Source organism: Microbacterium sp. SD291, assembly GCF_017355365.1.
In the GTDB taxonomy this organism is placed as follows: Bacteria; Actinomycetota; Actinomycetes; order Actinomycetales; family Microbacteriaceae; genus Microbacterium.
Genome location: NZ_JADIJR010000006.1, coordinates 1 through 24,279 on the forward strand (window position 1 = coordinate 1; position 24,279 = coordinate 24,279).

General features: G+C 68.0%; 27 protein-coding genes, 1 tRNA gene and 1 other RNA gene. 11 read left to right on the forward strand and 18 right to left on the reverse strand.

Annotated features, from left to right (window positions below; all coding sequences use genetic code 11):
- Positions 1-209: 209 nt before the first annotated feature.
- The 12 genes from IPV10_RS04865 to IPV10_RS04915 all read right to left on the reverse strand — a co-directional run bounded on the left by IPV10_RS04865 (position 210) and on the right by IPV10_RS04915 (position 6,358).
- Positions 210-512, reverse strand: coding sequence for a hypothetical protein (locus tag IPV10_RS04865; protein WP_207481011.1), 303 nt, complete (start codon positions 510-512; stop codon positions 210-212).
- Between the two features lie 438 nt (positions 513-950).
- The gene (locus tag IPV10_RS04870) at positions 951-1,352 is read right to left on the reverse strand and encodes a P27 family phage terminase small subunit (protein WP_207481013.1); all 402 of its coding nucleotides are present in this window, start codon (positions 1,350-1,352) and stop codon (positions 951-953) included.
- Between the two features lie 132 nt (positions 1,353-1,484).
- Positions 1,485-2,075, reverse strand: a complete 591-nt coding sequence (locus IPV10_RS04875; protein ID WP_207481015.1) for a hypothetical protein — start codon at positions 2,073-2,075, stop codon at positions 1,485-1,487.
- Position 2,076: 1 nt separating this feature from the next.
- Positions 2,077-2,301 (reverse strand): hypothetical protein, encoded by a 225-nt coding sequence (locus tag IPV10_RS04880; protein ID WP_207481017.1) that lies wholly within the window; start codon positions 2,299-2,301, stop codon positions 2,077-2,079.
- Positions 2,298-2,453 carry a hypothetical protein gene (locus tag IPV10_RS04885; protein WP_207481019.1) on the reverse strand — a complete coding sequence of 52 codons (156 nt, stop codon included), beginning with the start codon at positions 2,451-2,453 and terminating at the stop codon, positions 2,298-2,300. The genes IPV10_RS04880 and IPV10_RS04885 overlap by 4 nt, the downstream gene beginning before the upstream one ends.
- Entirely contained in the window at positions 2,453-2,575 is a 123-nt protein-coding gene (locus tag IPV10_RS17135; RefSeq protein WP_278249311.1) for a hypothetical protein, read from the reverse strand. The genes IPV10_RS04885 and IPV10_RS17135 overlap by 1 nt, the downstream gene beginning before the upstream one ends.
- Before the next feature lie 434 nt (positions 2,576-3,009).
- Positions 3,010-4,329, reverse strand: coding sequence for an AAA family ATPase (locus IPV10_RS04890; protein WP_207481021.1), 1,320 nt, complete (start codon positions 4,327-4,329; stop codon positions 3,010-3,012).
- Positions 4,329-4,751, reverse strand: a complete 423-nt coding sequence (locus tag IPV10_RS04895; protein WP_207481023.1) for a hypothetical protein — start codon at positions 4,749-4,751, stop codon at positions 4,329-4,331. The genes IPV10_RS04890 and IPV10_RS04895 overlap by 1 nt, the downstream gene beginning before the upstream one ends.
- Complete coding sequence (locus IPV10_RS04900; protein ID WP_207481026.1) at positions 4,748-5,128, reverse strand: hypothetical protein; 381 nt, start codon at positions 5,126-5,128, stop codon at positions 4,748-4,750. Before IPV10_RS04900 ends, IPV10_RS04895 begins: the two co-directional genes overlap by 4 nt.
- Positions 5,125-5,799, reverse strand: a complete 675-nt coding sequence (locus tag IPV10_RS04905) for a hypothetical protein (protein ID WP_207481028.1) — start codon at positions 5,797-5,799, stop codon at positions 5,125-5,127. The genes IPV10_RS04900 and IPV10_RS04905 overlap by 4 nt, the downstream gene beginning before the upstream one ends.
- Entirely contained in the window at positions 5,796-6,140 is a 345-nt protein-coding gene (locus tag IPV10_RS04910) for a hypothetical protein (RefSeq protein ID WP_207481030.1), read from the reverse strand. The genes IPV10_RS04905 and IPV10_RS04910 overlap by 4 nt, the downstream gene beginning before the upstream one ends.
- The gene (locus tag IPV10_RS04915; RefSeq protein WP_207481032.1) at positions 6,140-6,358 is read right to left on the reverse strand and encodes an AlpA family transcriptional regulator; all 219 of its coding nucleotides are present in this window, start codon (positions 6,356-6,358) and stop codon (positions 6,140-6,142) included. Before IPV10_RS04915 ends, IPV10_RS04910 begins: the two co-directional genes overlap by 1 nt.
- Positions 6,359-6,619: 261 nt before the next feature.
- Here IPV10_RS04915 and IPV10_RS04920 point away from each other — a divergent pair, with 261 nt between their 5' ends.
- Together IPV10_RS04920 and IPV10_RS17375 are read left to right on the forward strand one after the other, a co-directional pair.
- Positions 6,620-7,174, forward strand: coding sequence for a helix-turn-helix domain-containing protein (locus IPV10_RS04920; protein WP_207481033.1), 555 nt, complete (start codon positions 6,620-6,622; stop codon positions 7,172-7,174).
- Positions 7,167-8,309 carry a site-specific integrase gene (locus IPV10_RS17375; protein ID WP_207481035.1) on the forward strand — a complete coding sequence of 381 codons (1,143 nt, stop codon included), beginning with the start codon at positions 7,167-7,169 and terminating at the stop codon, positions 8,307-8,309. The genes IPV10_RS04920 and IPV10_RS17375 overlap by 8 nt, the downstream gene beginning before the upstream one ends.
- Here IPV10_RS17375 and IPV10_RS04930 read toward each other — a convergent pair.
- The 3 genes from IPV10_RS04930 to IPV10_RS04940 form a co-directional block, all read right to left on the reverse strand.
- Positions 8,296-8,898, reverse strand: a complete 603-nt coding sequence (locus IPV10_RS04930) for a hypothetical protein (protein WP_207481037.1) — start codon at positions 8,896-8,898, stop codon at positions 8,296-8,298. The two genes, IPV10_RS17375 and IPV10_RS04930, sit on opposite strands and share 14 nt — an antisense overlap.
- A gap of 401 nt (positions 8,899-9,299) precedes the next feature.
- Positions 9,300-9,387 (reverse strand) — tRNA-Ser (locus tag IPV10_RS04935).
- 53 nt (positions 9,388-9,440) lie between these two features.
- Positions 9,441-9,797, reverse strand: a complete 357-nt coding sequence (locus IPV10_RS04940; protein WP_207481038.1) for a DUF4406 domain-containing protein — start codon at positions 9,795-9,797, stop codon at positions 9,441-9,443.
- Positions 9,798-9,853: 56 nt separating this feature from the next.
- Here IPV10_RS04940 and IPV10_RS04945 point away from each other — a divergent pair, with 56 nt between their 5' ends.
- Complete coding sequence (locus IPV10_RS04945) at positions 9,854-10,600, forward strand: DeoR/GlpR family DNA-binding transcription regulator (RefSeq protein WP_207481040.1); 747 nt, start codon at positions 9,854-9,856, stop codon at positions 10,598-10,600.
- A 31-nt stretch (positions 10,601-10,631) separates the two neighbouring features.
- Positions 10,632-11,522 (forward strand): rhodanese-related sulfurtransferase, encoded by an 891-nt coding sequence (locus IPV10_RS04950; protein WP_207481042.1) that lies wholly within the window; start codon positions 10,632-10,634, stop codon positions 11,520-11,522.
- A 16-nt stretch (positions 11,523-11,538) separates the two neighbouring features.
- Here the strand turns inward: IPV10_RS04950 and IPV10_RS04955 are convergent, their stop codons facing one another.
- The 3 genes from IPV10_RS04955 to IPV10_RS04965 are packed head-to-tail and all read right to left on the reverse strand — an operon-like array spanning position 11,539 to position 15,968.
- Positions 11,539-13,791, reverse strand: coding sequence for a DUF3488 and transglutaminase-like domain-containing protein (locus IPV10_RS04955; protein WP_242684666.1), 2,253 nt, complete (start codon positions 13,789-13,791; stop codon positions 11,539-11,541).
- On the reverse strand, positions 13,778-14,968 hold the full coding sequence (locus IPV10_RS04960) for a DUF58 domain-containing protein (RefSeq protein ID WP_207481045.1): 1,191 nt from the start codon (positions 14,966-14,968) through the stop codon (positions 13,778-13,780). Before IPV10_RS04960 ends, IPV10_RS04955 begins: the two co-directional genes overlap by 14 nt.
- 10 nt (positions 14,969-14,978) lie before the next feature.
- Positions 14,979-15,968 carry a MoxR family ATPase gene (locus IPV10_RS04965; RefSeq protein ID WP_207481047.1) on the reverse strand — a complete coding sequence of 330 codons (990 nt, stop codon included), beginning with the start codon at positions 15,966-15,968 and terminating at the stop codon, positions 14,979-14,981.
- Between the two features lie 118 nt (positions 15,969-16,086).
- Here IPV10_RS04965 and ffs point away from each other — a divergent pair.
- The 7 genes from ffs to IPV10_RS05000 all read left to right on the forward strand — a co-directional run bounded on the left by ffs (position 16,087) and on the right by IPV10_RS05000 (position 24,245).
- Positions 16,087-16,183: signal recognition particle sRNA small type (gene ffs, locus IPV10_RS04970), an RNA gene on the forward strand.
- A gap of 41 nt (positions 16,184-16,224) precedes the next feature.
- Positions 16,225-16,851: a rhomboid family intramembrane serine protease gene (locus IPV10_RS04975; protein WP_307861061.1), complete on the forward strand. Its 627-nt coding sequence runs from the start codon at positions 16,225-16,227 to the stop codon at positions 16,849-16,851.
- Between the two features lie 101 nt (positions 16,852-16,952).
- Positions 16,953-17,525 (forward strand): hypothetical protein, encoded by a 573-nt coding sequence (locus tag IPV10_RS04980; protein WP_242684667.1) that lies wholly within the window; start codon positions 16,953-16,955, stop codon positions 17,523-17,525.
- A 9-nt stretch (positions 17,526-17,534) separates the two neighbouring features.
- A complete protein-coding gene (pta, locus tag IPV10_RS04985; RefSeq protein WP_207481051.1) occupies positions 17,535-19,646 on the forward strand; it encodes a phosphate acetyltransferase in 2,112 nt (703 codons plus the stop codon).
- Complete coding sequence (locus tag IPV10_RS04990; protein ID WP_207481052.1) at positions 19,643-20,863, forward strand: acetate/propionate family kinase; 1,221 nt, start codon at positions 19,643-19,645, stop codon at positions 20,861-20,863. Before pta ends, IPV10_RS04990 begins: the two co-directional genes overlap by 4 nt.
- Before the next feature lie 107 nt (positions 20,864-20,970).
- Positions 20,971-21,753, forward strand: coding sequence for a beta-phosphoglucomutase family hydrolase (locus IPV10_RS04995; protein WP_207481273.1), 783 nt, complete (start codon positions 20,971-20,973; stop codon positions 21,751-21,753).
- Positions 21,750-24,245: a glycoside hydrolase family 65 protein gene (locus IPV10_RS05000; RefSeq protein WP_207481054.1), complete on the forward strand. Its 2,496-nt coding sequence runs from the start codon at positions 21,750-21,752 to the stop codon at positions 24,243-24,245. Before IPV10_RS04995 ends, IPV10_RS05000 begins: the two co-directional genes overlap by 4 nt.
- The last annotated feature ends 34 nt before the right edge of the window (positions 24,246-24,279 follow it).

Genomic DNA, 24,279 nt, shown 5'->3' on the forward strand with positions numbered 1-24,279 from the left:
GCCTCACTGCGCTCGGGCGAGTCTGGTGACCCCACTTGCTACCCTGGGTTCCCGGGAACCCAGGGATACCCGCGGTCATGCGTTCGCGAGCCGCCGGCTTCTCCATCTCCTCGATGGCCATGCCGAGCGCTGCGGACTCGGAGGGGAGCATCCGGCTTGCGTGCGGTGTTCTCATCCCGCTCAGCCGCTTTGTTGATGCGCCTCCGTTGTTATATGGAGCTCGGGTCGAACGGTTCATCGGGGATGAGCCTGGGGTCAACCTCTTCCTCGTCGCCGAGAGCATCAAGGATGCTCTCAAGCAACTCTGTCTGCCGCATTGACTCGACATGGATGCCGTCGAGCACGTTGTACAGGTCGTTGAACGTGCGCGGCTTCGACGGGCGCGGTGTGGGGTTCGACCCGTTCGGCGGATCATAGTTCCCGTTGCGGATCTCGTTCACGTCGCCCAGGAGGAAGGTGATGCTCTCAAGTTCCTTCAGTATCCCCTTGAGTGTTTCGCTATCGGTCGCCATGGCAGCCCTTTCAATCCGTAGGTCAGCATCCGACCCCGGACGGGGCTGAATGCTGACGCTTAGTTAAGCACTGGATTCCGGCCCCCGGCGAGAATGCGAGCTTCTGCTTCCCTGATCCACTCCCACCCCACATCCGTCAACACGAACTCCGGGTACACGCCTGGTCGCTTCTCCTGCTGCAGCATCCGAAACGCAAACATGGGGACGCCGGCACCGATCAGACTCGCGAACGACACTCGCGCGGGCTCTTCCGCCCATCCCTGGGAGACGCCCCACGCGCGCGCCACGGCGTCAAACCAGGACAGAGGACCGTCGCCTACCGTTGAGACTCCCAGGCGGTCACAGAGCGCTGCACAGCCCGTAGGATCGGCCCACACAGGATGCAGACGAGACCGCAACTCCTCCGGTGCACTGCCGCTCGCGGCGCGGCTCCTGAGCCTAGGCACCCCGTGCTCGCTTCGACTTCGCCCAACGAGCGTTCGCCGCGGCCTGAGCCTGAGACGAAATCGCTCGGGACAGTGCCACCTGCCCGTTACTGCCGTCCATCGCATCCGACAGGTTCAACGTCGCCACCAGTCGAGACAGCCCCGCCTGCTGCTGGCGAAGCTCCGGGATCGCCGGATGCACAACCGTCTGACCCATCGAGCCGGTCGACGTCACCCCGTCCTGCTCGATCGTCTCCGCAAGCGCATCGATCGTGTCCACCGCTCGGCACACCTCCAACACGAGCTCATCTTCGTGCGGATCGAACTCCAGGCGCTCATGCAGCTCAGCCCACAGCGCGCGGCCGCGCTTCTTCAACTCCGATGGAACCACCATGATTCTCCAATCTTCGAACATCTGTACGTAAAAATGAGGCCTGGCACGCTTCGGGAGGGAAACCACCTCTCCGGCGGTTCGGAAAGGGGAAGGCGATCGCGGGTGTACCCCCGGGGGTGCTCGAGCGGAGTCGAACACCCCTTCGAGTTGGGGTTAGATCGGGTCGGCTCCGTGGTGCTGGTGCCGGCTGTCGGTGTGTTCGCGGCGTGGTGCTTCGTTGCCGCTGCTGGTGATGGTCCAGCTGACGATGCTGTTGGCCTCTGCCCTGTCGGTCCAGGCGAGAGCGGCGCGTGCTTCGTCGTAGGCGGCTCGGGCTGGTGCGATGGATGCGAGCATGTCGGTGAGGGTGTCGGCGGTGTCGGCGAGTCGCTGCTGCTGGTGGGTGAGGATGCTCTCGTGGTGTTGCTGGACCCATGTATCGAGGTCTCGGTCGGCTGCTTCTATCGCGCGCTCGAGGGCTGCGACCTGCTGGTCGGCTGCGTCTCGTCGCGCGGTGAGCGCGTCTTGGTGTTCGGTCGGGTTCGCGAGCGTGGTGCCCTTGCGGGTTGCGGTGGCTACCGCATGGGCGTCTGCTGCCTGGGCCGTGTCGTCGAGCCCTCCGGTGAGGTTGCTGGGGCGTAGCTCGAGGGTGACGGCGACGGCTGCGCGGCGGCGCTGGTGGAGGTCGCTGATCTCCTTCAGGAGGGTGTGTGCGCCCTTGGGGAGGGTGTCGGCGGGTGGGATGTTCTGGAACTTGATGCGCATGTCAGTTGTCTCCTTCGTAGTGGATGCGGCCTTCGTCGGCTGCGGTTGTGATCTCAGCGAAGCGGCCTTCGGCGTAGAGCTTGTTCACGTCGTCCCTGGTGAGGGTGTTGCCGGGGGTGTGGGGTGCGGGGATGCCTTTGATCTCGTTGAGCCGGCCGTCTTCGTCGGCTTTCACGATCTCGGCGGGCGTCATCGTCTTGATGTCGTCGTGGGTGAGTTGGGTCATGTCGTCTCCTGTGTGTAGGTGTTCCGGAAGTAGCGGATCGCGTTCTCCTGTTGCCAGGCGCTCCAGTCGTTGCGGAGCTCGGTGCTGATGTTGCGGAGTGATTTCGGGTCGGCTCCGTTGTACTGGTCGGCGTTGGTCCATCGGCGTGGCATTAGGTGTCCTCTCTTTGGGTCCAGTCGTGGGCGGGGAGCCGGTGCCCGGATGCTTCGAGTTGGGTGTAGTACTTGTGCAGTTCGCGGGCGAATGCCACGGGGTCATCCCAGACGTCTGCCATAGCGCGCATGTTCAGTGGCCGCGGGGCGCTCATATCTCGTTCCTTTCCTCGCGCGGGTGGTGATCACGTGGGCTGCGGCGCGAGTGCAGAGCTTGACCGGGTGGTCGTATATGTCGTGCCAGTGCTCGCGGCACTCGGGGTGCTCGAGCTTGTGGCTGATCGGCGCGCTGAGGCACTTGACGCACAAGACATGGATCGTGTTGATGACGTAGTGGATACGGCCCGCGCCGATGACGCGGCTGCATCGGGTGCAGCTGACGGGGGTTCGGGATGGTGGGGTCATGCGTTCGGCCCGCCTTTCCCTTGTTGCGCGAGCCAAGGGCATGTGTCGTCGTGCAGGACCGCTGCGGCGTACACCTTGGGTGCTATCTCGATGAGTTGAGTTTCTGAGGTGCAGTCGGGGCAGGTGATCGCTGAGGTGACCCGGGCGGCGTTCATGCGGTCACCGGGTGATCTGCTCGGTAGTTCGCGTGGGCCGTGTCGATGGTGTCGCAGTAGCCGGGGTTGTTCATGCTGACGGGCTCGCTGCAGACTGGACAGGTCATGTCGGCGCGGTCGATGATCGCGGGCCGGTAGTCGAGGTAGGACACTGGTGCGACCTCCTTGTCGTCGGCCGCTGCCTGAGTCAAAGGTGGCGTGAAGGTGGCAAAGGTGGCGGGGTTCGGAACCGTGCCACCTTCGCCACCTTTGGTGCCACCTTCAGGTGAGATCGCCCAGACCCACCCGATTCCTCGGCCGCCCGACTTCTGCGATGCGACGCGCGGATTACGGCAGCGGCGCCTGGCGTCCTTGATCTCCTGCTCACTGAATCCGGCTGCTCGGCCCGCCTTGATGACGTCACTGGCTGCCGCTTCGTATCCGTCACGGTCGCGGAGGTAGTCGAGCAGGAACGCTTGAGCGGCGTTACGGTCGTCGACGGTCTCGGCGTCCCCGTTGGCGGTGCGGTTGATGATGTCGCTGACGGTGACGTCAGTGTCGCCGAGGTACTGGACGACGCCGATATCTGAGCATGCTCCGTCGTCGGTGTAGACGGGGGTGCTGATCAGGTTGAACGCGAACGATGCGCCGCGGTCCTGCGAGTAGTTCGCCTTGTCGAGCGTGACGACTCTCTGCCCGGTCTCGTCGTCGGTCGCGAAGAGCAACACGGACCTCACAGCGTCTCGGAAACCGTGGGAGCCTGAGAGCTTGTCTGAGGCGTTCCCGGTGCCCTTGTTGAAATGCATGATCCCGATGACCGCTATCTCGAGCGCCTGCGCGAGCTGCGTGAGCGGGTCGAGCGCTCGGCGCACATCGGTGACCTTGTGGAGGTCGCCGCTGATCGTCGACGTGATCGGGTCGATGATGATCATCCGCGCCCCGGTCTGCTCGACGGCATCGCGGATCAACTGGAGGTCGATCGGGAACGCTGGCACAGTCTCCGATGTTGTCTCGTCGATCGTCATCCGCACCTTCACCTGGTAGACGTGATCCAGGTTCGCTCCGGCTCCGATCAGTCGGGGGTTCATGACCGTAGACCAGTCGTCTTCGTGGCTGACGATGAGAACCGGGTAGCCGTTACCGTGAAGGTCGCCCTCAAGCTCGCCCTTGTTGATCAGCGCGGCGAGGTAGAGCGCAAACGTCGATTTCCCTTCCCCTCCGCGGCCGGCGAATATCGTCGTCGTGCCGAGGGGGATGCGGCCGGCCCACAGCCACGCTTGGCGGCGGGTGGGGATCTGGCTTGCGGGGGTGAGTAGCAGGTCACGCTGATCAGTCATCAGGCGGCCGTCCTTCCATGTTCAGTTGACGGGAGCCGCAGCGGTTCCCGGATGTTGTCGAGGTTGGCGAGGTAGATACGCCACGCCTCATCGAGTACGTCGTCCACGTCGGGGCGGTTCGCGAGCTCCGCGGCCTGATCGAGCCGGCTGAGCAGATACGCGCGGCGCGTGGTGTCTGGCATCGCGAGGAGCCAGTGACGATCCGCGTCGATACGCATAACGCGGATCTCGTCATCTCGGGATGCGCGGCCCTGCGTGTAGGCGACGTTGTAGAGGGTGCAGACGGCATCGGGTAGTTGCCAGAGGCGCAGCGATCCGTCTGCGAGTCCCCATGCCCACGCATCGAGGGTTCGGGATGCGTCGGGTGTGATCCGGTGCTGGGGGAGACCCGCTCCCGAAGGTGCGGGCCTCTCCCTGGTCATTGGTCCCTCTCCCGTAGGTCGTCGTCGATGTCGCTGGATCGGCGGAGGATGCGGGGTTGCTCGGCCTCCGCGGCTTTCACCATCTGAGCGAACTCGGGATGCGTGGTGATGACGTCGAGCAGGTTACGCAACTCGCCGGTCTTCGCGATGTCGTCGGCTTGCACTTCCACGGTCAGGAGCACCAACTCGAGGACCGCCATGAGCACCTCGACCCGCGCCGCGGCAGTGCCGATTTCGCCGTGGATCTTGCGCATGAGCAGGCGCTCGACCATTTCGTTCCGCAGGTCACCGAACTCGGTATTCGTGGCGATGGATACGAGTTCTTTCGCGACCCGGATCGACTCGGGTCTCTGCTGAATGCCGAACGGGTTCGTCACTGGGTCACCTCCTGCGCTGCGACCATCTCGCCGATGGTCTTGAACCCGCCTTCGCGCATCTTCTGGGCGAGGTTGCGGGCTCCCATCGATGCGGTTGCGGAGAGGGGCGGGTCTGCGGCGTCGAGGGCATCAGCAGCGGCGGTGAAGTCGGCAGCGTAGCGGCGGAGATCGTCGGCTGTGACCTCGGTCTCGTTCTTGCTGAAGTACACGTACACGCCCTTGTCGTGCTGCTGGACAACTCCGTCGCGCCAGGATGCCGCGGTGCTGATCTCCACGGCTCCCTGACTCCATCCGTAGAACAGCCCGACGCACTCGAAGTCATCGATGGTGCCGATTCTGTTGGCCCAGGCGGGGGCGGCTGCTGCGACCTCGGGGTGTACGGCGACCCACTGCTCGGTGGTGGTCCACTCGTAGTCTTCCGGCGTCGCGTCGGGGGTGTTGAGCCATTCCGCGCCGAGTCGTGCGACCTCCGCGTGCTGGAACTTCGCGATGAGGCCCGTCTCCTGGTCGAGCACATCGGTGGCGACGACGATGTAGCGGGGCGTCTCGACCTGAGCGCTGGTGTCTGAGATAATGGACATGATCTGGTTCTCCTTCTGGTTGTTGGTGTTCTGGTCATTGCCCTCAGCAGCGGTTGCAGCCGCATAGCTGGGGGCGTTCTTCTTGGTCATGCTGCGGTGTCCTTCGGGATGTTGAGCTTCCAGACGGTGGCCGCGTTGCCGAGCGCAGACTTTCCGATGCGACCCGAGTCGGCGACGTGCCCGCGGCGTGTGAGACGTGCCCGTGAAGTGCGAATCCGCTGCGGGGTGACCATCGGCACGCCGGGATAGTGCTCTACGCGGGACCGGTAGAGGGCGACGATCGAGTCGTCGACGAGCGGGCCAGCCGTGCGGAGGATGTCGAGGACAACGACCTCCACCTTCGCGAGCGTCGCGGCGTCAGCCTTCGACTCTGCTTCGACGCTGTGGCCCTCGAGGACCATCGCCCGTGCCCGTGAGGCCGGCCGAGCCATTAGGCCACCTCAGCGGTGCTGGTGCGCTCGGACCCCTCGAGCCACGCGATGATGTCGGCGCGGCGGTAGACAATTCGGCGGGGCGTCGGGGCCAGAAACTTCGGGCCGGTGCCCTTGAATCGGAGTTGCGCAAGGTTCCCCTTCGTCATGCCGGGTACGATCTCGCACACCTGCTCGGCTGTCAGGTACTCGGTGAGTTCGTTAGTTGCAGTGGCCATGTCGGCCTCCTTTCATTCGTTTGTGGAACCGCCAACAGGGCTGGCTTCCGCTGGGCTAAATCTCTCGCTGCCAATCACGTCTTTGGGATTGACGCTCGCAGTCCTCATAGCCGATTACGGGCTGTCCCCGGTTCCCTTTCGGGCCTTGACGGGCTGTTACTCCTGCAAGCACAACGTCGTCGCGTTGATTTTTAACACCGTAGCAGTGTTACAACGAGATTGTCTAGCTGTTCTACAATTTTTTGGAGTAGGCTTAACGTCATGGCTGTACCGGATGAAGAGCTGGCACGACAGATCAAGCGCGCACGCGAAGCGCAGGGCATGTCGCAAGAGGGTCTCGCAGGACGCGTCGCGACGATCCTTGGTCATGAATTCCGGCAACAGACGATCTACAAGATTGAGAGCGGCACTCGCAAGGTCGTCGTCTCTGAGCTCGTCGCCATCGCTGCGACACTTGGCGTTCCCGTGACTACGCTGCTCGGGATCGGATCGGAGCGTGCTCCCATGTTCAGCGCGGGAGGGCGCCTAGAAGAGGCGATGCGCGCCTTGCGAGAGTCTGGCATCGCCTACGCCAAGGCCATGCTGGCGTTCGCTCGCACGGCTGACGTTATGGAGGATCTTCATCCAAGCGACAAAGAGTATGCCGAAGGTGCGCTACTGCGTCAGACGCCCGCGTGGGTCGCTGCTTCAGATGCCCTAGTGTCGCTTGAGTCATCATTGAAGTTGAATCGGATCGCCGAGCTAGGACCGCACGCTCGCGCGGTTCTAGCCGTCCTAAGAGAAGATGACGAGCACTTCGGAAACGACGATGGGTAGCATCCACTCCTACGAGACGAAGGCTGGCAAGAGGTTCTATCGGATCGTCTACCGACGCCCTGATCACAAGCAGACCCAGGAGCGAGGATTCACGCGCCGACGTGACGCGGAGCTGCGACTTGCGGAAGTCGAGATCGGGAAGGCGAAGGGGGATTACGTCAACCCAGCCGACGCGCGCGAGGATGTTGCCTCAATCGCCACAGGGTGGCTCAGGGCGCGTGAACAGGTCATGAAGCCATCGAGCTATCAGGCGCTGCGCGGAGCGTGGGAGACGCACGTGCAGCCGCGCTGGGGTGCACGCCAGGTCGGGGGAGTGAGGCACTCCGAAGTACAGGACTGGGTTTCGGAGCTCTCGCGCGATAGAGCTGCCACGACGGTGCTGCGAGCGCACGGTGTGCTGGCCGCGGTGCTGGACGTCGCTCTGAAGGATCGGCGGGTGAGCCGGAACGTCGCTCGAGGGGTCTCGCTGCCGCGGAAGGTGTCGAAGTCGAAGCCGTACCTCACTCACCGCCAGGTGCAGACGCTCGCCGATGCGTCAGGGCATCCCGTCCTGGTCCTGTTCCTCGCGTACACGGGCCTCAGGTGGGGTGAGGCTACCGGGCTGCGGGTGAAGCACGTCGACGCGCTCAGGCGGCGCGTGAACGTCGAAGAGAACGCGGTCCTGGTCGGCGGCGTCATCCACATCGGGACGCCGAAGACCCATGAGGCTCGCTCGGTGCCCTATCCCGAGTTCCTGGCGCTACCGGTCGCGAAGCTCTGCGAGGGCAAGAGCCGCGATGATCTCCTGTTCGGTGATGGGCTGGTTCATATGCGGCTGCCGAACAGCGTCAAGGGTTGGTTCGCCGGCGCGGTGAATCGCGTGCTCGAGGTCGAAGCAAAGGCCGCGGCTGTGGCGAAGTCCCGAGGCGAGGAAGAGCCGGCGCGGATGCCGCGTGTCACGCCTCACGACTTGCGGCATACCGCGGCGAGCTTGGCGATCAGCGCTGGTGCCAACGTGAAGGCCGTGCAGCGGATGCTCGGCCATGCGTCGGCGAGTATGACGCTCGACACGTACGCGGATCTCTTCGATGACGACCTTGACAGTGTTGCGATTGCCCTCGATCAGGCTCGCCGTGCGGTCATCACCAATCTTTGATGACGGCGCATGCCGTGATGAACTCGACATCCTGCATGTCACGCGGGGGTGTGGCGACATCGATCTGTCGAAATCCTGCCGGTCGATAGAGGCGCTCGAACACCTCCGGGCGCGCATCGACGACAAGGAACCGCCCCGCGACGTAGTTGCGCGCCCGCTTTATGACCTCTTTCGCCTCATCCAGGATCGTCGAACCCGGGAGTTGCTTAGACGAGAAGTCATCCGAGCGAGCCAACTCGGCGATGCTGTATGCGCCGGTCTGCTCACGGCTGATGTCTCCCATCAGCTTCTTACGCGCGGTCGCACTCGCCTGACTGAAGTTGAGCGCCGTCATCCCGACGGTGAAGAACCCGGCGACGTCGATCGTGTCATCGGCAGCCGTGATCATCACGTATGTGCGGCTGTGCCCGTGCGCTTCGTACTTACGAACGCTTGTGCGAGCGAAGTTCTGCAGGTGCGGGGAACGCTCGCACTTGAACTGAGTCATCCGCTCGTTAACTCGATCAGCGAGCGCCTGATACTTCTCTTGCTGGATATCGGCGAGGGCGAAGACGTCGTACGCGATACGAGACGCCCCAGAGGCGCTCAACGTCCGTTCGTGGTGTGTGCGCTTACAAGACGCTCAAGCGTCGAAAGGCGCCGATCTGCGTTTGTCGGAGCGTGAAGGCGCGACGAAAACCCGGGCGACGCCACGGGGGCGCTCCCGTGAGCCGCCATCTCTGCCAGCTGAGATGCGCCAGCCTTCGAGAGAACATAGGCGCTACCGAGGGCCTCAGAAGCCATGTCGATCTCCGTCTCCGATTACCTCACCATGCCCCATACATGGGGAGGAACGTCCCCCCACGATAACACCTGATCCTGGGGATCCATGTTGCGATCTTGAGACATGCGATCAGCAGTTGTTGCCAAAGTGTTGCCACGGGGTCAGATCAGGGAATGAAGAAAGCCCCGACTCCCCAGCGTTTTCTAGGGGAGTCAGGGCTTTCAAACTGGCGGTGACGGCGGGATTCGAACCCGCGGTTGCTTGCACAACACACGCTTTCCAAGCGTGCTCCTTCGGCCGCTCGGACACGTCACCAGGAACAACCTGTCCATCCTATCCGATCGGCCGGGCCCCCGTTGACAGGGCGGTCAGGCAGCCGGCACCTCGTCGAGCGAGAAGTACACCGGAAGCCCCCGCTCGCGGGCTATCGCGACGTCGTTGTCGGCGCCGGCGGAGTCGCCGGGGAGCCGGAGCACCGCATCGCAGTGCTGCAGCAGCCGCGCGGCGGTGTCGTACATGACGTCGCTCCCGGCTGCCTCGGGCTCGGACATGCCTCGCAGGGTGGGCAGCGCGACCCACTCTCCGATCATCGGCACGTGGCCGAGCCGGTGCAGTGGAGCCGCCGCCCGTTCCAGTCGCTCGAGGTTGCGGGCGATCGCGTCCGCGTCGCCGCCGGTGCCCGAGCGATAGGGGCCGGCGATCAGGATCAGGAGTGGCTTCTTCATGTCGGACACTGTAGCGTTAACTGTGCAGAAACATGCAACAACAGGAAGAAGTGCGAATGCTGGGTGTGCAGCGCAAAGATCATCTCCTGAGCGTCCTGCGGCGCGAAGGACGGATCGTCGCGAAGGATGCCGCGGCGGAACTCGGCGTCTCGGAGGACTCGATCCGTCGTGATCTGCGGGAGCTCGCGGATGCCGGAGCCTGCGTGCGGGTCTATGGCGGAGCGGTGCCGGTGCCGGCAGCCGAAGCCCCGGTCGAGCAGAGGCTCACCGTCGCGACCGACAGCAAGCAGCGTGTCGCCCGCGCGGCCGTCCGCCTGATCCGCCCCGCATCCACGATCGTCCTCGACGCGGGGACGACGACGCTCGCGATGGCGAGGATGCTGCCACACGGAGCCGGCCTCACCGTGATCACGCCGAGCCCCGCGGTCGCCCTCGCCGCGATGGAGCACTCGCAGGCACGCGTGCTGATGGTCGGCGGCGAGCTCAGCAGGCACTCCGGCGTCGCCGGCGGTGCCCTTGCGCAGGAGACGATCGCGCGTCTCGGGGCCGATGCCTTCTTCCTCGGCGTCACCGGCGCCGATCCTGACGCCGGGCTTACCACGGGAGAGCTCGACGACGCCGTGACCAAGCGCGCTCTCGCGGCGCGCAGCGCTGACGTGTTCGTGCTCGCCAGCGCGGAGAAGATCGGGGCGGTCTCCCGCTTCCCCGTGGTCGGTCTCGACGAGGTGGCGGGGATCATCGCCGACCCGGCGGATCGGAACCCGCTCCTCGAGCGGCTTGGGCTCCTCCACCCTGCGGAGTGATCGGGGGGCGGAGTCGACGTAGGATTCCTGGGTGGCAACACCCAAGATCGTCCTCTTCTACGCCTTCACGCCGCTCGCCGACCCCGAGGCCATCCGGCTCTGGCAGCGCGACCTCGGCGAGGCGCTCGGGCTGCGCGGGCGCCTGCTGATCTCGAAGGACGGCATCAACGGCACACTCGGCGGCGACCTGCCGGTGCTGAAGAAGTGGGCGCGATCGTTCCGGTCATACTCCCCGTTCAAGGATGCCGACATCAAGTGGAGCGAGGGCACCGGCGTCGACGCCGAGGGGCGCAGCCTCGACTTCCCCAAGCTCAGCGTCAAGGTGCGGGACGAGATCGTCTCGTTCGGCGCGCCAGGAGAGCTGCGCGTCGACGAGCACGGCGTCGTCGGCGGAGGCGCACGACTCACGCCCGAGGCCCTGCACCGGCTGATGGACGAGCGCGGCGACGAGGTCGTCTTCTTCGACGGACGCAATTCCCTCGAGGCCCAGATCGGCCGCTTCCGGGGCGCTGTCGTTCCCGATGCGGACACCACCCGCGACTTCGTGCAGCTCCTCGACTCCGGCGCGTACGACGACCTCAAGGGCAAGCCCGTCGTGACTTACTGCACCGGCGGCATCCGGTGCGAGGTGCTGTCCAGCCTGATGACGTCCCGGGGCTTCGGCGAGGTCTACCAGCTCGAGGGCGGTATCGTCCGCTACGGCGAGGAGTACGGCGACGACGGTCTCTGGGAGGGCTCGCTCTACGTGTTCGACAAGCGCGGTTCGGTCGACTTCACCGGTCATGCGGCTGTGATCGGGGAGTGCGCCGGATGCGGCACCCCCACCAAGCGCACGGCGAACTGCCCCGACCCGTCATGCCGTACCCAGTTCGTCGTCTGCGAGAGCTGCGACGCGGTGCGCTGCGACGTGCACGCGGCCTGACGGCACCGACCTCCGCCTAGGCGAGCAGCGGCGCGTCGACCCCGCGGCCGGCGACCAGCGAGCGGGGGAGCAGCAGCGCCCGCACCCTGCTCATGCGGTCGACGCTCCGTCGCAGCTCCCTGAGGACGTCGTCGAGAGCCGCCGCGAGGTCGGCGGTGGCAGCGCCTTCGCGGGCGTAGCTCGCCCGCTCGACGGCATCCGTCAGCCTCCGCATCGTCGCCGCGTCGACGCCGTTCTCCCCGACCAGGAGCGCTCCCCGCTTCCGCGGGGAATCGGCATCCGACACCGGCAGGCGCAGATCCAGCATCGTCGCGCGCAGCTCGGTCCAGGCGGCCCCGGCATCGCCGCCGGCAGCACGGCCGCGGCGCGCCGTCCGCACGCCCATGCGGATCAGCGCAGGCAGCAGCACGACGAAGAGCACCCCCGCAGTGCCCACCATGATCGGCGTCGGATCCAGGCGGCGGAGCTGCCCGGTCCCGCCGGCATCCGGGTCGTTCTCGCCGCGATCCACCTCCGGTCCCGAGGTCTCCTCGGCGCCCGGCGCCACGGTCGGGGCGGGGGTCGCGGGACCGCCCGTACCGCCGCCGGCGGTGGTGCCGGCGGCGAACGCGGTCGGCACGCCGAGCGAGGCGGTCGGCTCGAACGGCACCCACCCGACGCCGGGGAACAGCACCTCGGGCCAGGAATGCAGCTGGTCGCTGGCGACCGAGAACACGTTGTCCCCGCCGCGCTTCTCATCCGTCAGGACGCCGGGCAGATACCCGACGACGATGCGCACCTGCATCCCCAGGCTCTCCGCCATCAGGGCGAACGCCCCCGCGAAATGCACGCAGTAGCCGGAGCGCGCCTCGAGGAACTGCGCGACGGCCTCTGCTCCGGTGCCGTCGAACCCCTCCTCGACCGGAGTCTCCAGCGAGTATATGAACTGGCTGCGGAACCAGCCCTGCAGGGCGACCAGCCGGTCGTAGTCGCTCTCCTCTCCGGCGGTGACCTCGGCGGCCGTGCGCGCGATCACCTCGGGAAGCGCCACCGGCTCGGCACCCGGATCCGCGAGCGGCTCGGCGGCCGCGAGTGCACGGATCTGCTCGAGCGTCGGGATCACGCGCATCGACGTGACTGTGTAGTCGCTGCCGACGGCATCCGCGTTCCGGGAGGCGACCGTCCGGTTCTCGCGAATCAGCTGCCACGTCGCGGTGACGCCCTGGATGCTCGTCGCGGGATAGGGCACCGGCAACCACGAGCTCGACACCCGGATCACCCGGATCGACGTGCTCTCCTGCTCCGTCGCGATGCCCTCGCCCCACTCCTCCGGGCCGAAGCCCTCACTCTGCCGCAGCAGGTCGCCCCTGTCGGGCTGCCACACCCTCCCGTCGAACTGCGAGAGCGTGGTGAGGCGCAGGTAGGGGGCGGAGTCCGCGGTGGTCGCCACCGTCAGCACCTCGACGGGGTTGGGCTGGCGGAGGTCGTCACCCAGCCGCAGGGACGCATCGATGGTGACGCCGACACCCGTGCCGGCGAGGGTCGCCGACACCGGCAGCGCCGGCGCGACGACGACGGTCGCGAGAAGGGCGGCGACGCCGACGCCGGCGGCGAGGGCGGTCGAGGAACGCCGTGGCGATTCCGGATGCCGTCCGGCGGTGTGGCGGAACAGGAGCAGCAGCACGATGCCGAGCATCACGAACCAGACGACGTTCGCTCCGCCGAGCGTCACGATCATCGGGACCGCGCCGACCACGGCGGCGACGAGTCCGGCGACGACCGCGCTGCGGGCGGCGACGAGGTGATCGATCAGGATCGCGACCACGGCGAACCCGATGCCCATGACGGCCCGCATCCCGGGGGTCCCCTCGATCGGCGCGGTGCCGAAAGCCACCTCCTGCCAGGCTGCCTCCGACAGCGTCCGGAAGGTCAGCAGCGTCGTCGGAGTCGGGATCGCACCGAAGATCGCGGTGTCGCCGGCGACGAGCTGGGTGAGCGTGGCCACAGCGACCGCGAGCTGTGCTCCGAATGTCGCGAACCCGCGGATCCAGCCTCTGCTCCGGCTCAGCAGAGTGCGCACGCCGAGCCCGGCGAGAGCGGTGACGACGATCACCGCGAGCACCGCGAACGACCAGGAGCCGGGTGCGATCACCGAGGTGTAGGGCCACATCGCGACCAGGGACGCGGCCGCGGCGAGCACCGCCGGCACGAGGTGGCTCTGAGGCGTCTCCCAGTCGCGATGCCAGGACGACGGCGCGGCGCGCCGCTGCCCGCGTTCAGCGCTGGACATCGCCGAAGCCCGTCCGCTCGGGGAGGGCATCCTCCCAGGCCTCGGCGACGTCGTCGCCCAGCACGACCATTCGCCAGCCGTGCTGGGCGGCGGCTTCGGCCGCGCCCTCCTGCGCGTCGGTCGTGAACAGCATCGGCGCTGCCGCGCCCGAGGGCCGCAGCAGCGTGGCGTCCTCCTCGTCGAGCCGTCCGGTGATGTACACGAGGGGGCCCGGGGGTGTGCCCCCGATCAGGCTGGTGAGATCGCGCGACCCGCCTCGCGGCGTGACCAGCGCCAGTGCGACGAGCAGCCCGTCCCTGTCGTCCTCGTGCCCGCGGAGAGTGCCGAGTGCGTTCCCCGCGCTGTCCATCACGTCCACCCCGTACCCCTCCTGCATCAGGTGCACGGCCGCCGAGGCGCACAGCGAGACCGCCGCTTCGAACGCGGGATCCGCCTGCTCGCCCTGTTCGCCCCAGCGCGCGGCGGCGCGGTCGAGGATCACGAGAGCGTCAGGGCTCGACTCCTCCTGCTCCTGCCGCACCATGAGCTGGCCTCGGTGCGCCGTCGCTCGCCAGTGGATGCGCCGCATCGAGTCGCCGGGGATGTAGTGCCGCGGTGAGAGGTTGTCGCTGCCCTGGCCGAGCCGGCTCGACGAGGTGTGGGCGGTGCCGCCGGCTGCTCCCACCTTGACGGTGAGCGGGGCGAGCGTGAAGACCTCGGGAACGACCGTCACCGTGCGGGTGTCGCCGAACGCCTGCTCGCGCTGCGCCAGCCCGAACGGATCGACCGTGCGCAGCATCAGCGGGCCGATCGGCCAGACGCCTCTGCGCACCCCGGTGATCAGGTAGCTCAGCTGCCCGCCCTCCGGCGGGTACTCTCCGGCCGAGTCTCCGTCCACCGCGTCGGGGAGGACATCGCGCCACAGCCCGTGCGGCACCCGGATCGCGCGGAGACTGAACCGCACGTTCACCCTCGACGTCTCGGAGACCGTGAGCAGATCGGTGGAGATCTGCCTGGCGACCGTGCCGCTGCGGCGCGGCACGCGGACCACCAGGAGTGCGAACACGGTGAGGGCGAGGAGAAGGATGCCGATGTACAGCAGGATGGATGCTCCGACCAGGTTCGCCGCGATCAGGCAGCCGAGCCCGGCGAGCAGCGCACCGGCGCCTCGGGCGGTGAGGGAACGACGGCGTGGCACGGCTGCCCGTTCAGGAGCGGACCGCGACGGGGACCCGCACGCGTTCCACGATCTGCCGCAGGGCCGCTTCGACCGGCTGCGCGCCCGCACGATGCGCTCCGCGGGCCGGAAGCAGCCGGTGCGCGAGCACCGGGATCAGCAGGGACGTGACATCGTCCGGGATCACGAAGTCGCGGCCGTCGAGCGCCGCCCAGACCTTCGCCGCCCTGACCAGCTGCAGGGTCGCCCGCGGGCTCGCCCCCAGGTGGAGGTTCGGGTCGGCTCTGGTGGCCTGGGCGAGTGCGACCGCGTACTCCTCGATCGCGGGGGCGACGTGCACCGAGCGCGCCCATGCGATCAGGCCGGCGACCGAGGCGGCGTCCGCCACCGGCGTCACCGCGTCCAGCGGGCTCACGACGTCGCGCTGGCGCAGCATGAGGGCCTCGGCCGCGGCATCCGGATATCCCATGGAGATGCGCATCATGAAGCGATCGCGCTGCGCCTCCGGCAGCGCGTACGTGCCCTCCATCTCCAGCGGATTCTGCGTCGCCACGACGAGGAACGGCCGCGGCAGCGGATGCGTCGCGCCGTCGACCGTGACCTGCCCCTCCTCCATCGCCTCGAGCAGCGCCGACTGGGTCTTCGGCGAGGAGCGGTTGATCTCGTCGGCGATCACGATGTGCGCGAAGACCGCGCCGCGCTTGAACTCGAACTCCCGGTCGACGGGGTTGTAGACGCTCACCCCGGTGACATCTCCCGGCAGCAGATCGGGGGTGAACTGGATCCGCCGCACGGTGGCGTCCACGCTCGCAGCCAGCGCGCGGGCCAGCATGGTCTTGCCGACGCCAGGCACGTCCTCGATGAGCAGGTGCCCCTCGGCCAGCAGGCACACCAGAGCGCTGCGCACGGCATCCGGCTTCCCGTCGATGACCTGTCCCACAGATCCGAGGATCGACGACGTCTGGGCGGCGAACTGCTCGGCATCGATCGAAGCCGGGATCAGGGGGGCGTTCTCTGGCATGCGTTCCCTCTCGCGCGTGGGCGCAGCGTTGCGCGTGAATCGATCGTACGCTTCGACGGGCTCAGCGACCCAACCTCACCTGGGCACCTGAGCCTGTCGAAGGTCGGGTAAGATGGTTGACGGCTCTCCGCGTGGCGGCATCCAGGCCAATTCCCCCAGGGCGGAGACGCAGCAAGGGTAACCGGGCTCTGCTGGGTGCGCGGAGGGTCATTTCCTTTGTCAGCATCCTCTGTGGCTGCCCTGCGAGGATCATGACGTGATCAGCCCCGCCATGCACCGCCCCGCCGAATCCCCGCGCTCATCCGCTCTCGGTCGCTTCGCGTCGCCGGTCCTGCTTCTCGCCGCGATGTGGATCATCCAGTTCGCCGACGCCGTGCTCCCCGGCTCGTTCACCGGATTCGGTCTGCGCTCCTGGGACGCAGCGGGACTCGCCGGGATCGCGCTCGGTCCGCTGCTGCACGCGAGCTGGCCGCACCTGATCGCGAACTCAGTGCCCTTCCTGGTCCTCGGCTGCCTGGTCGCCGTCGAGGGCGGTCGCAGATTCTGGGCCGCCACGGCGATCATCGCGATCATCGGCGGCATCGGCACCTGGCTGGTGAACGCTCCCGGCACCGTGACGGTCGGAGCATCCGGCCTCGTGTTCGGCTACTTCGGGTACGTCGTGATGCGGGTGTTCGCGCCGGGGCGCGTCTCGTACCGGATCCTGTACGCGGTCGTCGCCCTCATCGTGATCAGCCTCTACGGCGGCTCCATGCTCGCCGGCGTGTTCGGAGTGCGTGCGGGCATCTCGTGGCAGGGACACCTGTTCGGCGCGATCGGCGGCGCGCTCGCCGCCTTCGCCGGACGGCGTCCTCGAGCCTCCGTCGGGGGTCGGCGAGAGTGACCGCTGCGCGCACACGCCGCAGACCGTCGCGGAGCCGGCGGCCCGCGGCGCGAAGGCGGCGCCCGTCGCCGGGGCAGCGGGCACACAGGAGGCGGCAGCGCATGCGGATGCTGCGCAGGATCGCCGTGTCGGCCGGCGTCGTCGCGCTGATCGCCGGCGTCGCCGTGCTGCTGCCGCTCAGCCTCGCGCAGGAGCCCGCGGAGTTCTGCGTGGAGGAGCCGGCGACCTTCCCCGCCGGGGGCGTCGAGGGGTGGCACGGCGAGCAGCTCGAGAATGCCGCGACCATCGTCCGCACGGCTTCCGACCTCGGCTTCGGACGCGATGGTCAGATCCTCGGAGTCATGACGGCGATGGGGGAGAGCAGCCTGCGCAACATCGACTACGGCGACTGGGAGACCCGGGGCTTCACGAACCCCGACGGGTCCCGCACCACGAGCATCGGCCTGTTCCAGCAGCAGCAGTGGTGGGGCAGCGCCGAGACGCGGATGGACCCGGCCGGCGCCGCGACGCTGTTCTATGCGCGCCTCGGCCGGTTGGAGGGCTGGCAGACGATGCCGCCGTCCCATGCCATCCACCGGGTGCAGATCAACACCGAGCGCGATTACTACGCGCAGTACCAGGCCGACGCGATCGCCGTCGTCGACGCGCTGTCCGGAGTCTGCCCCGCCGCATAGGCTGAACCCGTGGCGCAGAGCATCTACATCACCTCGGCCGAAGGACACACCGGCAAGTCGACGATCGCGCTCGGCGTGCTCGATGCGCTGATGCGCGTGAGCCCCCGCGTCGGCGTCTTCCGCCCGATCGCGCGCTCGGTCACCGAGCGGGACGAGGTGCTCGAGCTGCTGCTCGCGCACGACGGCGTGCACCTCGAGTACGAGGACTGCATCGGCGTCACCTACGACGACGTGCGCCGCGATCCTGACCGCGCCCTCTCCGAGATCGTCTCCCGGTTCAAGGCGGTCGAGGCCAGGTGCGACGCCGTCGTGATCATCGGCAGCGACTACACCGACGTCGCCAGCCCCGCCGAGCTCGGCTACAACGCCAGGGTCGCGGCGAACCTCGGCGCACCCGTGCTGCTCGTCCTCTCCGGCAGAGACCAGCAGAACCAGGCGGAGCAGCTCGGCACGACCACCGCGCGCACCGCGGACCAGATCGCGCAGATCGCCGCGCTCGCCGTCGCAGAGCTCGCCGCGGAGCGCGCCGAGCTGTTCGCGGTGATCGTGAACAGGGCGGATGCCGAGGCTCTCGCCGAGATCGCCGACGGCGTGCAGGCCGGGGGGAACCCGGTATGGGCCATCCCCGAGGACCGCGCTCTCGTCGCACCCTCCATGCGCGGGATCCTCGACGCCGTCGACGGGCGGCTGGTCCGCGGCGGCGCACAGCTTCTCGAACGCGAGGCGTACAGCATCGTGATCGCCGGCATGTCGATGGTCAACGTGCTGCCGCGGCTGACCGAGGGCGCGGTCGTGGTCATCCCGGCCGATCGTTCGGAGGTGCTCCTCGCCACGCTGCTCGCGGCGGCATCCGGCACCTTCCCGTCACTGGCGGGAATCGTGCTGAACGGCCCGTTCGCGCTGCCGGAGCCGATCCTGCGCCTCCTCGACGGCTTCGACGTGAGCATCCCGATCGTCGCCACGGACCTCGGGACCTACGACGCGGCCGTGCGGATCATGAGCACGCGCGGGCGGATCACCGCAGAATCCGGCAAGAGGTACCAGACCGCCCTCGGCCTGTTCCAGTCCCACGTCGACATCACCGAGCTGACGATCGAGATGGGTCTCGCGAGATCGACCGTGATCACCCCGCTGATGTTCGAATACGGTCTCATCGAGCGCGCCCGCACCGACCGGCGGCACATCGTGCTCCCGGAGGGCGACGATGAGCGCATCCTGCGCGCGGCGTCTCTGCTGCTCGCCCGCGACGTGGCCGATCTGACGATCCTCGGCGACGAGACGGAGATCCGCGCGAAGGCCGCGGCGCTCGGCCTCGACCTCTCCGCCGCGGCCGTGGTCAGCCCCACCGACCCGGAGCTGGTCGAGCGCTTCGCCGCGGAGTACGCGCGGCTGCGGGCGCACAAGGGCATCACGCTCTCCCAGGCCGCGGACACGGTCACCGACGTGTCCTACTTCGGCACCATGATGGTGCATCTCGGGCTCGCCGACGGCATGGTCTCCGGGGCCGCGCACACCACGGCGCACACCATCCGACCGTCGTTCGAGATCATCAAGACGAAGCCGGGGGTGAACGTCGTCTCCAGCGTGTTCCTGATGGCGCTCGCCGACCGCGTGCTCGTGTACGGCGACTGCGCGGTCATCCCCGATCCGACCAGCGAGCAGCTCGCCGACATCGCGATCTCGTCCGCCGCGACGGCTCGGCAGTTCGGCATCGAGCCGCGGGTCGCGATGCTCTCCTATTCGACGGGGGAGTCCGGCACGGGCGCCGACGTCGACAAGGTCCGCGCAGCGACCGCTCTCGTGCACGAGCGCGCACCAGGGCTGCCGGTCGAAGGGCCGATCCAGTACGACGCCGCGGCCGACGCCGCGGTGGCCAAGGCGAAGCTGCCGGACTCGGCCGTCGCCGGCCGTGCGACGGTGTTCGTCTTCCCCGACCTCAACACCGGCAACAACACGTACAAGGCCGTGCAGCGCTCGGCGGGGGCGGTCGCGATCGGCCCGGTGCTGCAGGGGCTGAACAAGCCGATCAACGACCTGTCGCGCGGTGCCCTGGTGGATGACATCGTGAACACGGTCGCGATCACCGCGATCCAGGCCCAGCAGACGGGAGCGGCCTCGTGAGCGTCATCCTCGTGATCAACAGCGGATCTTCCTCGCTGAAGTACAGCCTGATCGACATCGAGGGCGAGAACGAGCTCGCGAGCGGGCTCATCGAGCGGATCGGCCAGCCCCCCGGAGCGATCACGCACACGGTGCGCCCGCCGCTGAATGCGGATGCCGTCGTCACCATGCTCGACGCCTCGTACAGCAGTGAGCGGCAGGTAGCCGATCATGAGGCCGCGTTCGCGGTCATGCTCGAGCAGTTCGCCGAGCACGGGCCTCGGCTCGCCGAGCATCCGCCGGCCGCCGTCGGCCATCGCGTCGTCCATGGTGGCGCGAGGTTCTACGAGCCGACCCCGATCACCCGCGACGTCGAGGAGCAGATCGACGAGCTCTCGGTGCTGGCGCCCCTGCACAATCCGGCGAACCTGGCAGGCATCCGCGCCGCGAAGAGGGTGTTCGCCGACGTGCCGCACCTTGCGATCTTCGACACGGCGTTCCACCAGACCCTGCCGCCGGCCGCGTACACGTACGCGATCGACGCCGAGATCGCCGCCGCGCACCGCGTGCGCCGCTACGGGTTCCACGGCACGAGCCATCAGTTCGTCAGCGAGTCGGCGGCCGCGTTCCTCGGCCGCGACCCCGCCGGCCTCCGTCAGATCGTGTTCCACCTCGGGAACGGGGCATCCGTGACCGCGATCGACGGCGGCCGGTCAGTGGAGACGTCGATGGGGCTGACGCCGCTCGAGGGGCTCGTGATGGGCACCCGGTCCGGCGACATCGACCCGGCGGCGCTCGTCCACCTGTCCCGCCGCGCCGGCTGCTCGATCGACGATCTCGACGCGCTGCTGAACACTCGCAGCGGCCTGAAGGGCCTCGCCGGCCGCAGTGACATGCGCGACATCCTCGCGGGAGTCGACGCAGGGGACGACGCCGCGACCCTCGCGTTCGACGTGTACATCCACCGCCTGCGGGCCTACGCCGGGGCATACATCGCGCAGCTCGGCGGGGTGGATGTCATCTCGTTCACGGCCGGAGTCGGCGAGAACGCCGCTCCCGTCCGCGCAGCGGCCGTGGCCACGCTCGGATTCGCCGGGGTGGAGCTGGACGCGGCGCGCAACATCGCGCGCGAGCGCGGCATCCGCCGGATCTCCACCGACGCATCCCGCGTCGCCGTGCTCGTCGTGCCGACGAACGAGGAGCTGCAGATCGCACGGCAGACCGCGGGGATGCTCTGACCGAGGCCGCACGGGCAAGGGGGGTTACCTCGCCACCTGGGCCGCACTACGCTGGCACAGTGGCACGCAGAGGTGCCGAGCCCGCCGTTCCCCACCCGGAGGTCCCTGTGCCCGAAACCCTGCCGGATCTTTTCGCCGCCGACGGCGTGCTGTTCGATCTCGACGGCGTGCTGACGCCGACCGCCGAAGTGCACATGCGCGCCTGGAAGGCCGTGTTCGACGAGGTGTTCGAGCGCTGGGACATCACACCGGCGTACTCCGACGAGGACTACTTCGACTTCGTCGACGGGAAGAAGCGCTACGACGGGGTCGCCAGCCTGATGCGCAGCCGCAATGTCGAGGTGCCGTGGGGTGCGGTGGACGATCCGCCGGAGGCCGACACGATCTGCGGCATCGGCAATCGCAAGAACGCCGCATTCGCGGTGTCGCTGCGTGGGGAGGGCATCGCTCCGTTCCCCGGCTCGCTGGCGCTGATCGAGCGGCTGCAGGCTGCAGGCATCCCGCTCGGGGTCGTGTCGAGCTCGAAGAACGCCGAGGAGGTGCTCGCCGCCGCCGGCATCCGCTCCTTCTTCCGCGTCGTCGTCGACGGCGTCGTGGCCGAGCGCGACCACCTCGCCTCCAAGCCTGCCCCCGACATGTTCCGCGCCGGAGCCGAAGCACTGGGCGTCGACCCCGCGCACAGCGTCGCGGTCGAGGATGCCACCTCGGGTGCGGCATCCGCGGCCGCAGCCGGCTTCGCGACCGTCGTGGGCGTCGATCGGGGAACCGGAGCGGACTCGCTGCGCGCAGCAGGCGCGACGTTCGTCGTCGACGACCTCGACGCCTTCGTGACCTCTTCCCACTCCGACTCCCGCTCCGACTCCGACTCCGACTCCGAGGAGACCGCATGATCGATCGCGACCGCTTCCCCGTCGACCCGTGGCGCCTCATCGAGACGCGCTACAGCGAGGACGGCGTCGGCGAGACGCTGTTCGGCATCGGCAACGGCTATCTGGGTCTTCGCGGCAACCACATCGAGGGTCGCGGTGCGCACGAGCACGGCACGTTCATCAACGGGCTGCACGAGACCTGGCCGATCCGGCACGCCGAGCAGGCCTACGGCTTCGCCGAGGTGGGGCAGACGATCGTCAACGCGCCGGACGCGAAGGTCATGCGCGTGTACGTCGACGACGAGCCGATCTCGTTCGACGACGCGGACGTGCGCGAGTACCGGCGCACCCTCGACATGCGCACCGGCGTGCTCGAGCGGGTCCTGCTGTGGGAGACGCCCTCCGGCAAGCGGGTGCGCATGCGGGACGAGCGCATCGTCAGCTTCGAGGAGCGCCACCTCGCCATCCTGCGACTCGAGGTCGTGGTCGAGAACGCGGATGCTCCTGTGACCATCAGCTGCCAGATGCTGAATCGTCAGGACGGTGCCGGCGTGTACGCCGGCACCCCCGTGGCGGCGAAGGGAGCCGGCTTCGATCCGCGCAAGGCCGAGAAGATCGTCGAGCGGGTCCTGCAACCCGCAGAGCACTGGCAGAGCGGACTGCGCTCGGCGCTGTCGTACCGGGTCGCGGCCTCCGGGATGACCGTCGCGGTCGTCGCCGACCACGTCGTGGAGACCGAGAACGACTACGACGCGCGCACCCTGATCGAGCCGGACATCGCGAAGAACGTGTTCCGCGTCCAGGCGCGCGCCGGCGTGCCGATCAGCATCACCAAGCTGGTCAGCTACCACACCTCTCGCGGAGTGACGCCGCGCGAGCTCGTCGACCGGTGCCGCCGCTCCCTCGACCGGGTCGCGGTCGAGGGGGTGGAGACGCAGTTCCAGCGGCAGCGGGAGTGGCTCGCGGCGTTCTGGGAGCGCAGCGACGTGCAGATCGAGGGGCACGACGATCTGCAGCAGGCGGCGCGCTGGTGCATGCTCCAGCTCGCGCAGGCCGCGGCGCGTGCCGACGGCGTCGGTGTCCCTGCGAAGGGGGTCACCGGCTCCGGATACAGTGGCCACTACTTCTGGGACACCGAGATCTACGTCCTCCCGTTCCTCACGTACACGTCGCCGCAGTGGGCGCGCAACGCGCTGCGCGCGCGGGTGCTGATGCTCCCCGCCGCCCGGCGCAGGGCGGTGCAGCTGAACGAGGCGGGCGCCCTGTTCCCGTGGCGGACGATCAACGGCGAAGAGGCCTCGGCGTACTACGCCGCGGGCACCGCGCAGTACCACATCAACGCCGACGTGAGCTTCGCGGTCGGCAAGTACGTGCGGGCGACCGGCGACGAGGAGTTCCTGCGCCGTGAGGGTGCGGACATCGCGATCGAGACGGCCAGGCTGTGGGCGACGCTCGGATTCTGGCGTGCATCGCCGGGCTCCGCGACGGGTGAGGAGGAGACCTTCCACATCCACGGCGTGACCGGGCCCGACGAGTACACGACGGTCGTGAACGACAACCTCTACACGAACGTCATGGCACGCTACAACCTGCGCTATGCCGCGAAGATCGTGCGCGAGATCGAGGACGTGTTTCCCGAGGACTACGCGCGGCTGGTCGAGCGCACCGGCCTCGGTCCTGCCGAGGCCGCGGAGTGGGACCATGCCGCCGAGGCGATGTTCATCCCGTACAGCGAGGCGCTCGGCATCCACCCTCAGGACTCGCTCTTCCTGGAGCGCGAGGTGTGGGACCTGGCGCACACGCCGGCGTCCCAGCGTCCGCTGCTGCTGCACTTCCACCCGCTCGTGATCTATCGCTTCCAGGTGCTCAAGCAGGCGGACGTCGTCCTCGCGCTGTTCCTGCAGGGCAACCACTTCACGCCGGAGGAGAAGCGCGCCGACTTCGACTACTACGACCCGCTGACCACGGGCGACTCGACGCTGTCCGCCGTCGTGCAGTCGATCCTGGCCGCCGAGGTCGGATACCAGGACCTCGCGCTGGAGTACTTCCTGCAGTCGCTGTTCGTCGACCTGCACGATCTGCACCACAACGCCGCAGACGGGGTGCACGTGGCCTCTGCCGGCGGTGTCTGGACGGCGCTCGTCTGCGGCTTCGGCGGCATGCGCGACTACGCCGGCGAGCTCAGCTTCGACCCGCGACTTCCGGCTGACTGGCCCTCGCTGTCGTACTCGCTGCAGTGGCAGGGGTCGGCCGTGCAGGTCACGGTGACCCGCGAGGAGCTGCGGGTGCAGGTGCGGAGCGGCGATCCGGTGCCCTTCACGGTCCGCGACACCGCGTACATCGCGTCCGAGGAGCACGAGGTCGTGGTCGAGCTCGCCGATCAGGGGCCGCTGCTGCCGGGGCGCCCGACGCTGCGTCAGTTCGCGGACGCCCGCCGCGAGGACGGCACGCGCATGTCGGCATCCGTGCCCGTGATCACGACGTCGATCCCGATCGTCGAGCCGATCGACTGACCCCGCAGGCGGGGTGCCGGGCGGCGGGAGCGGA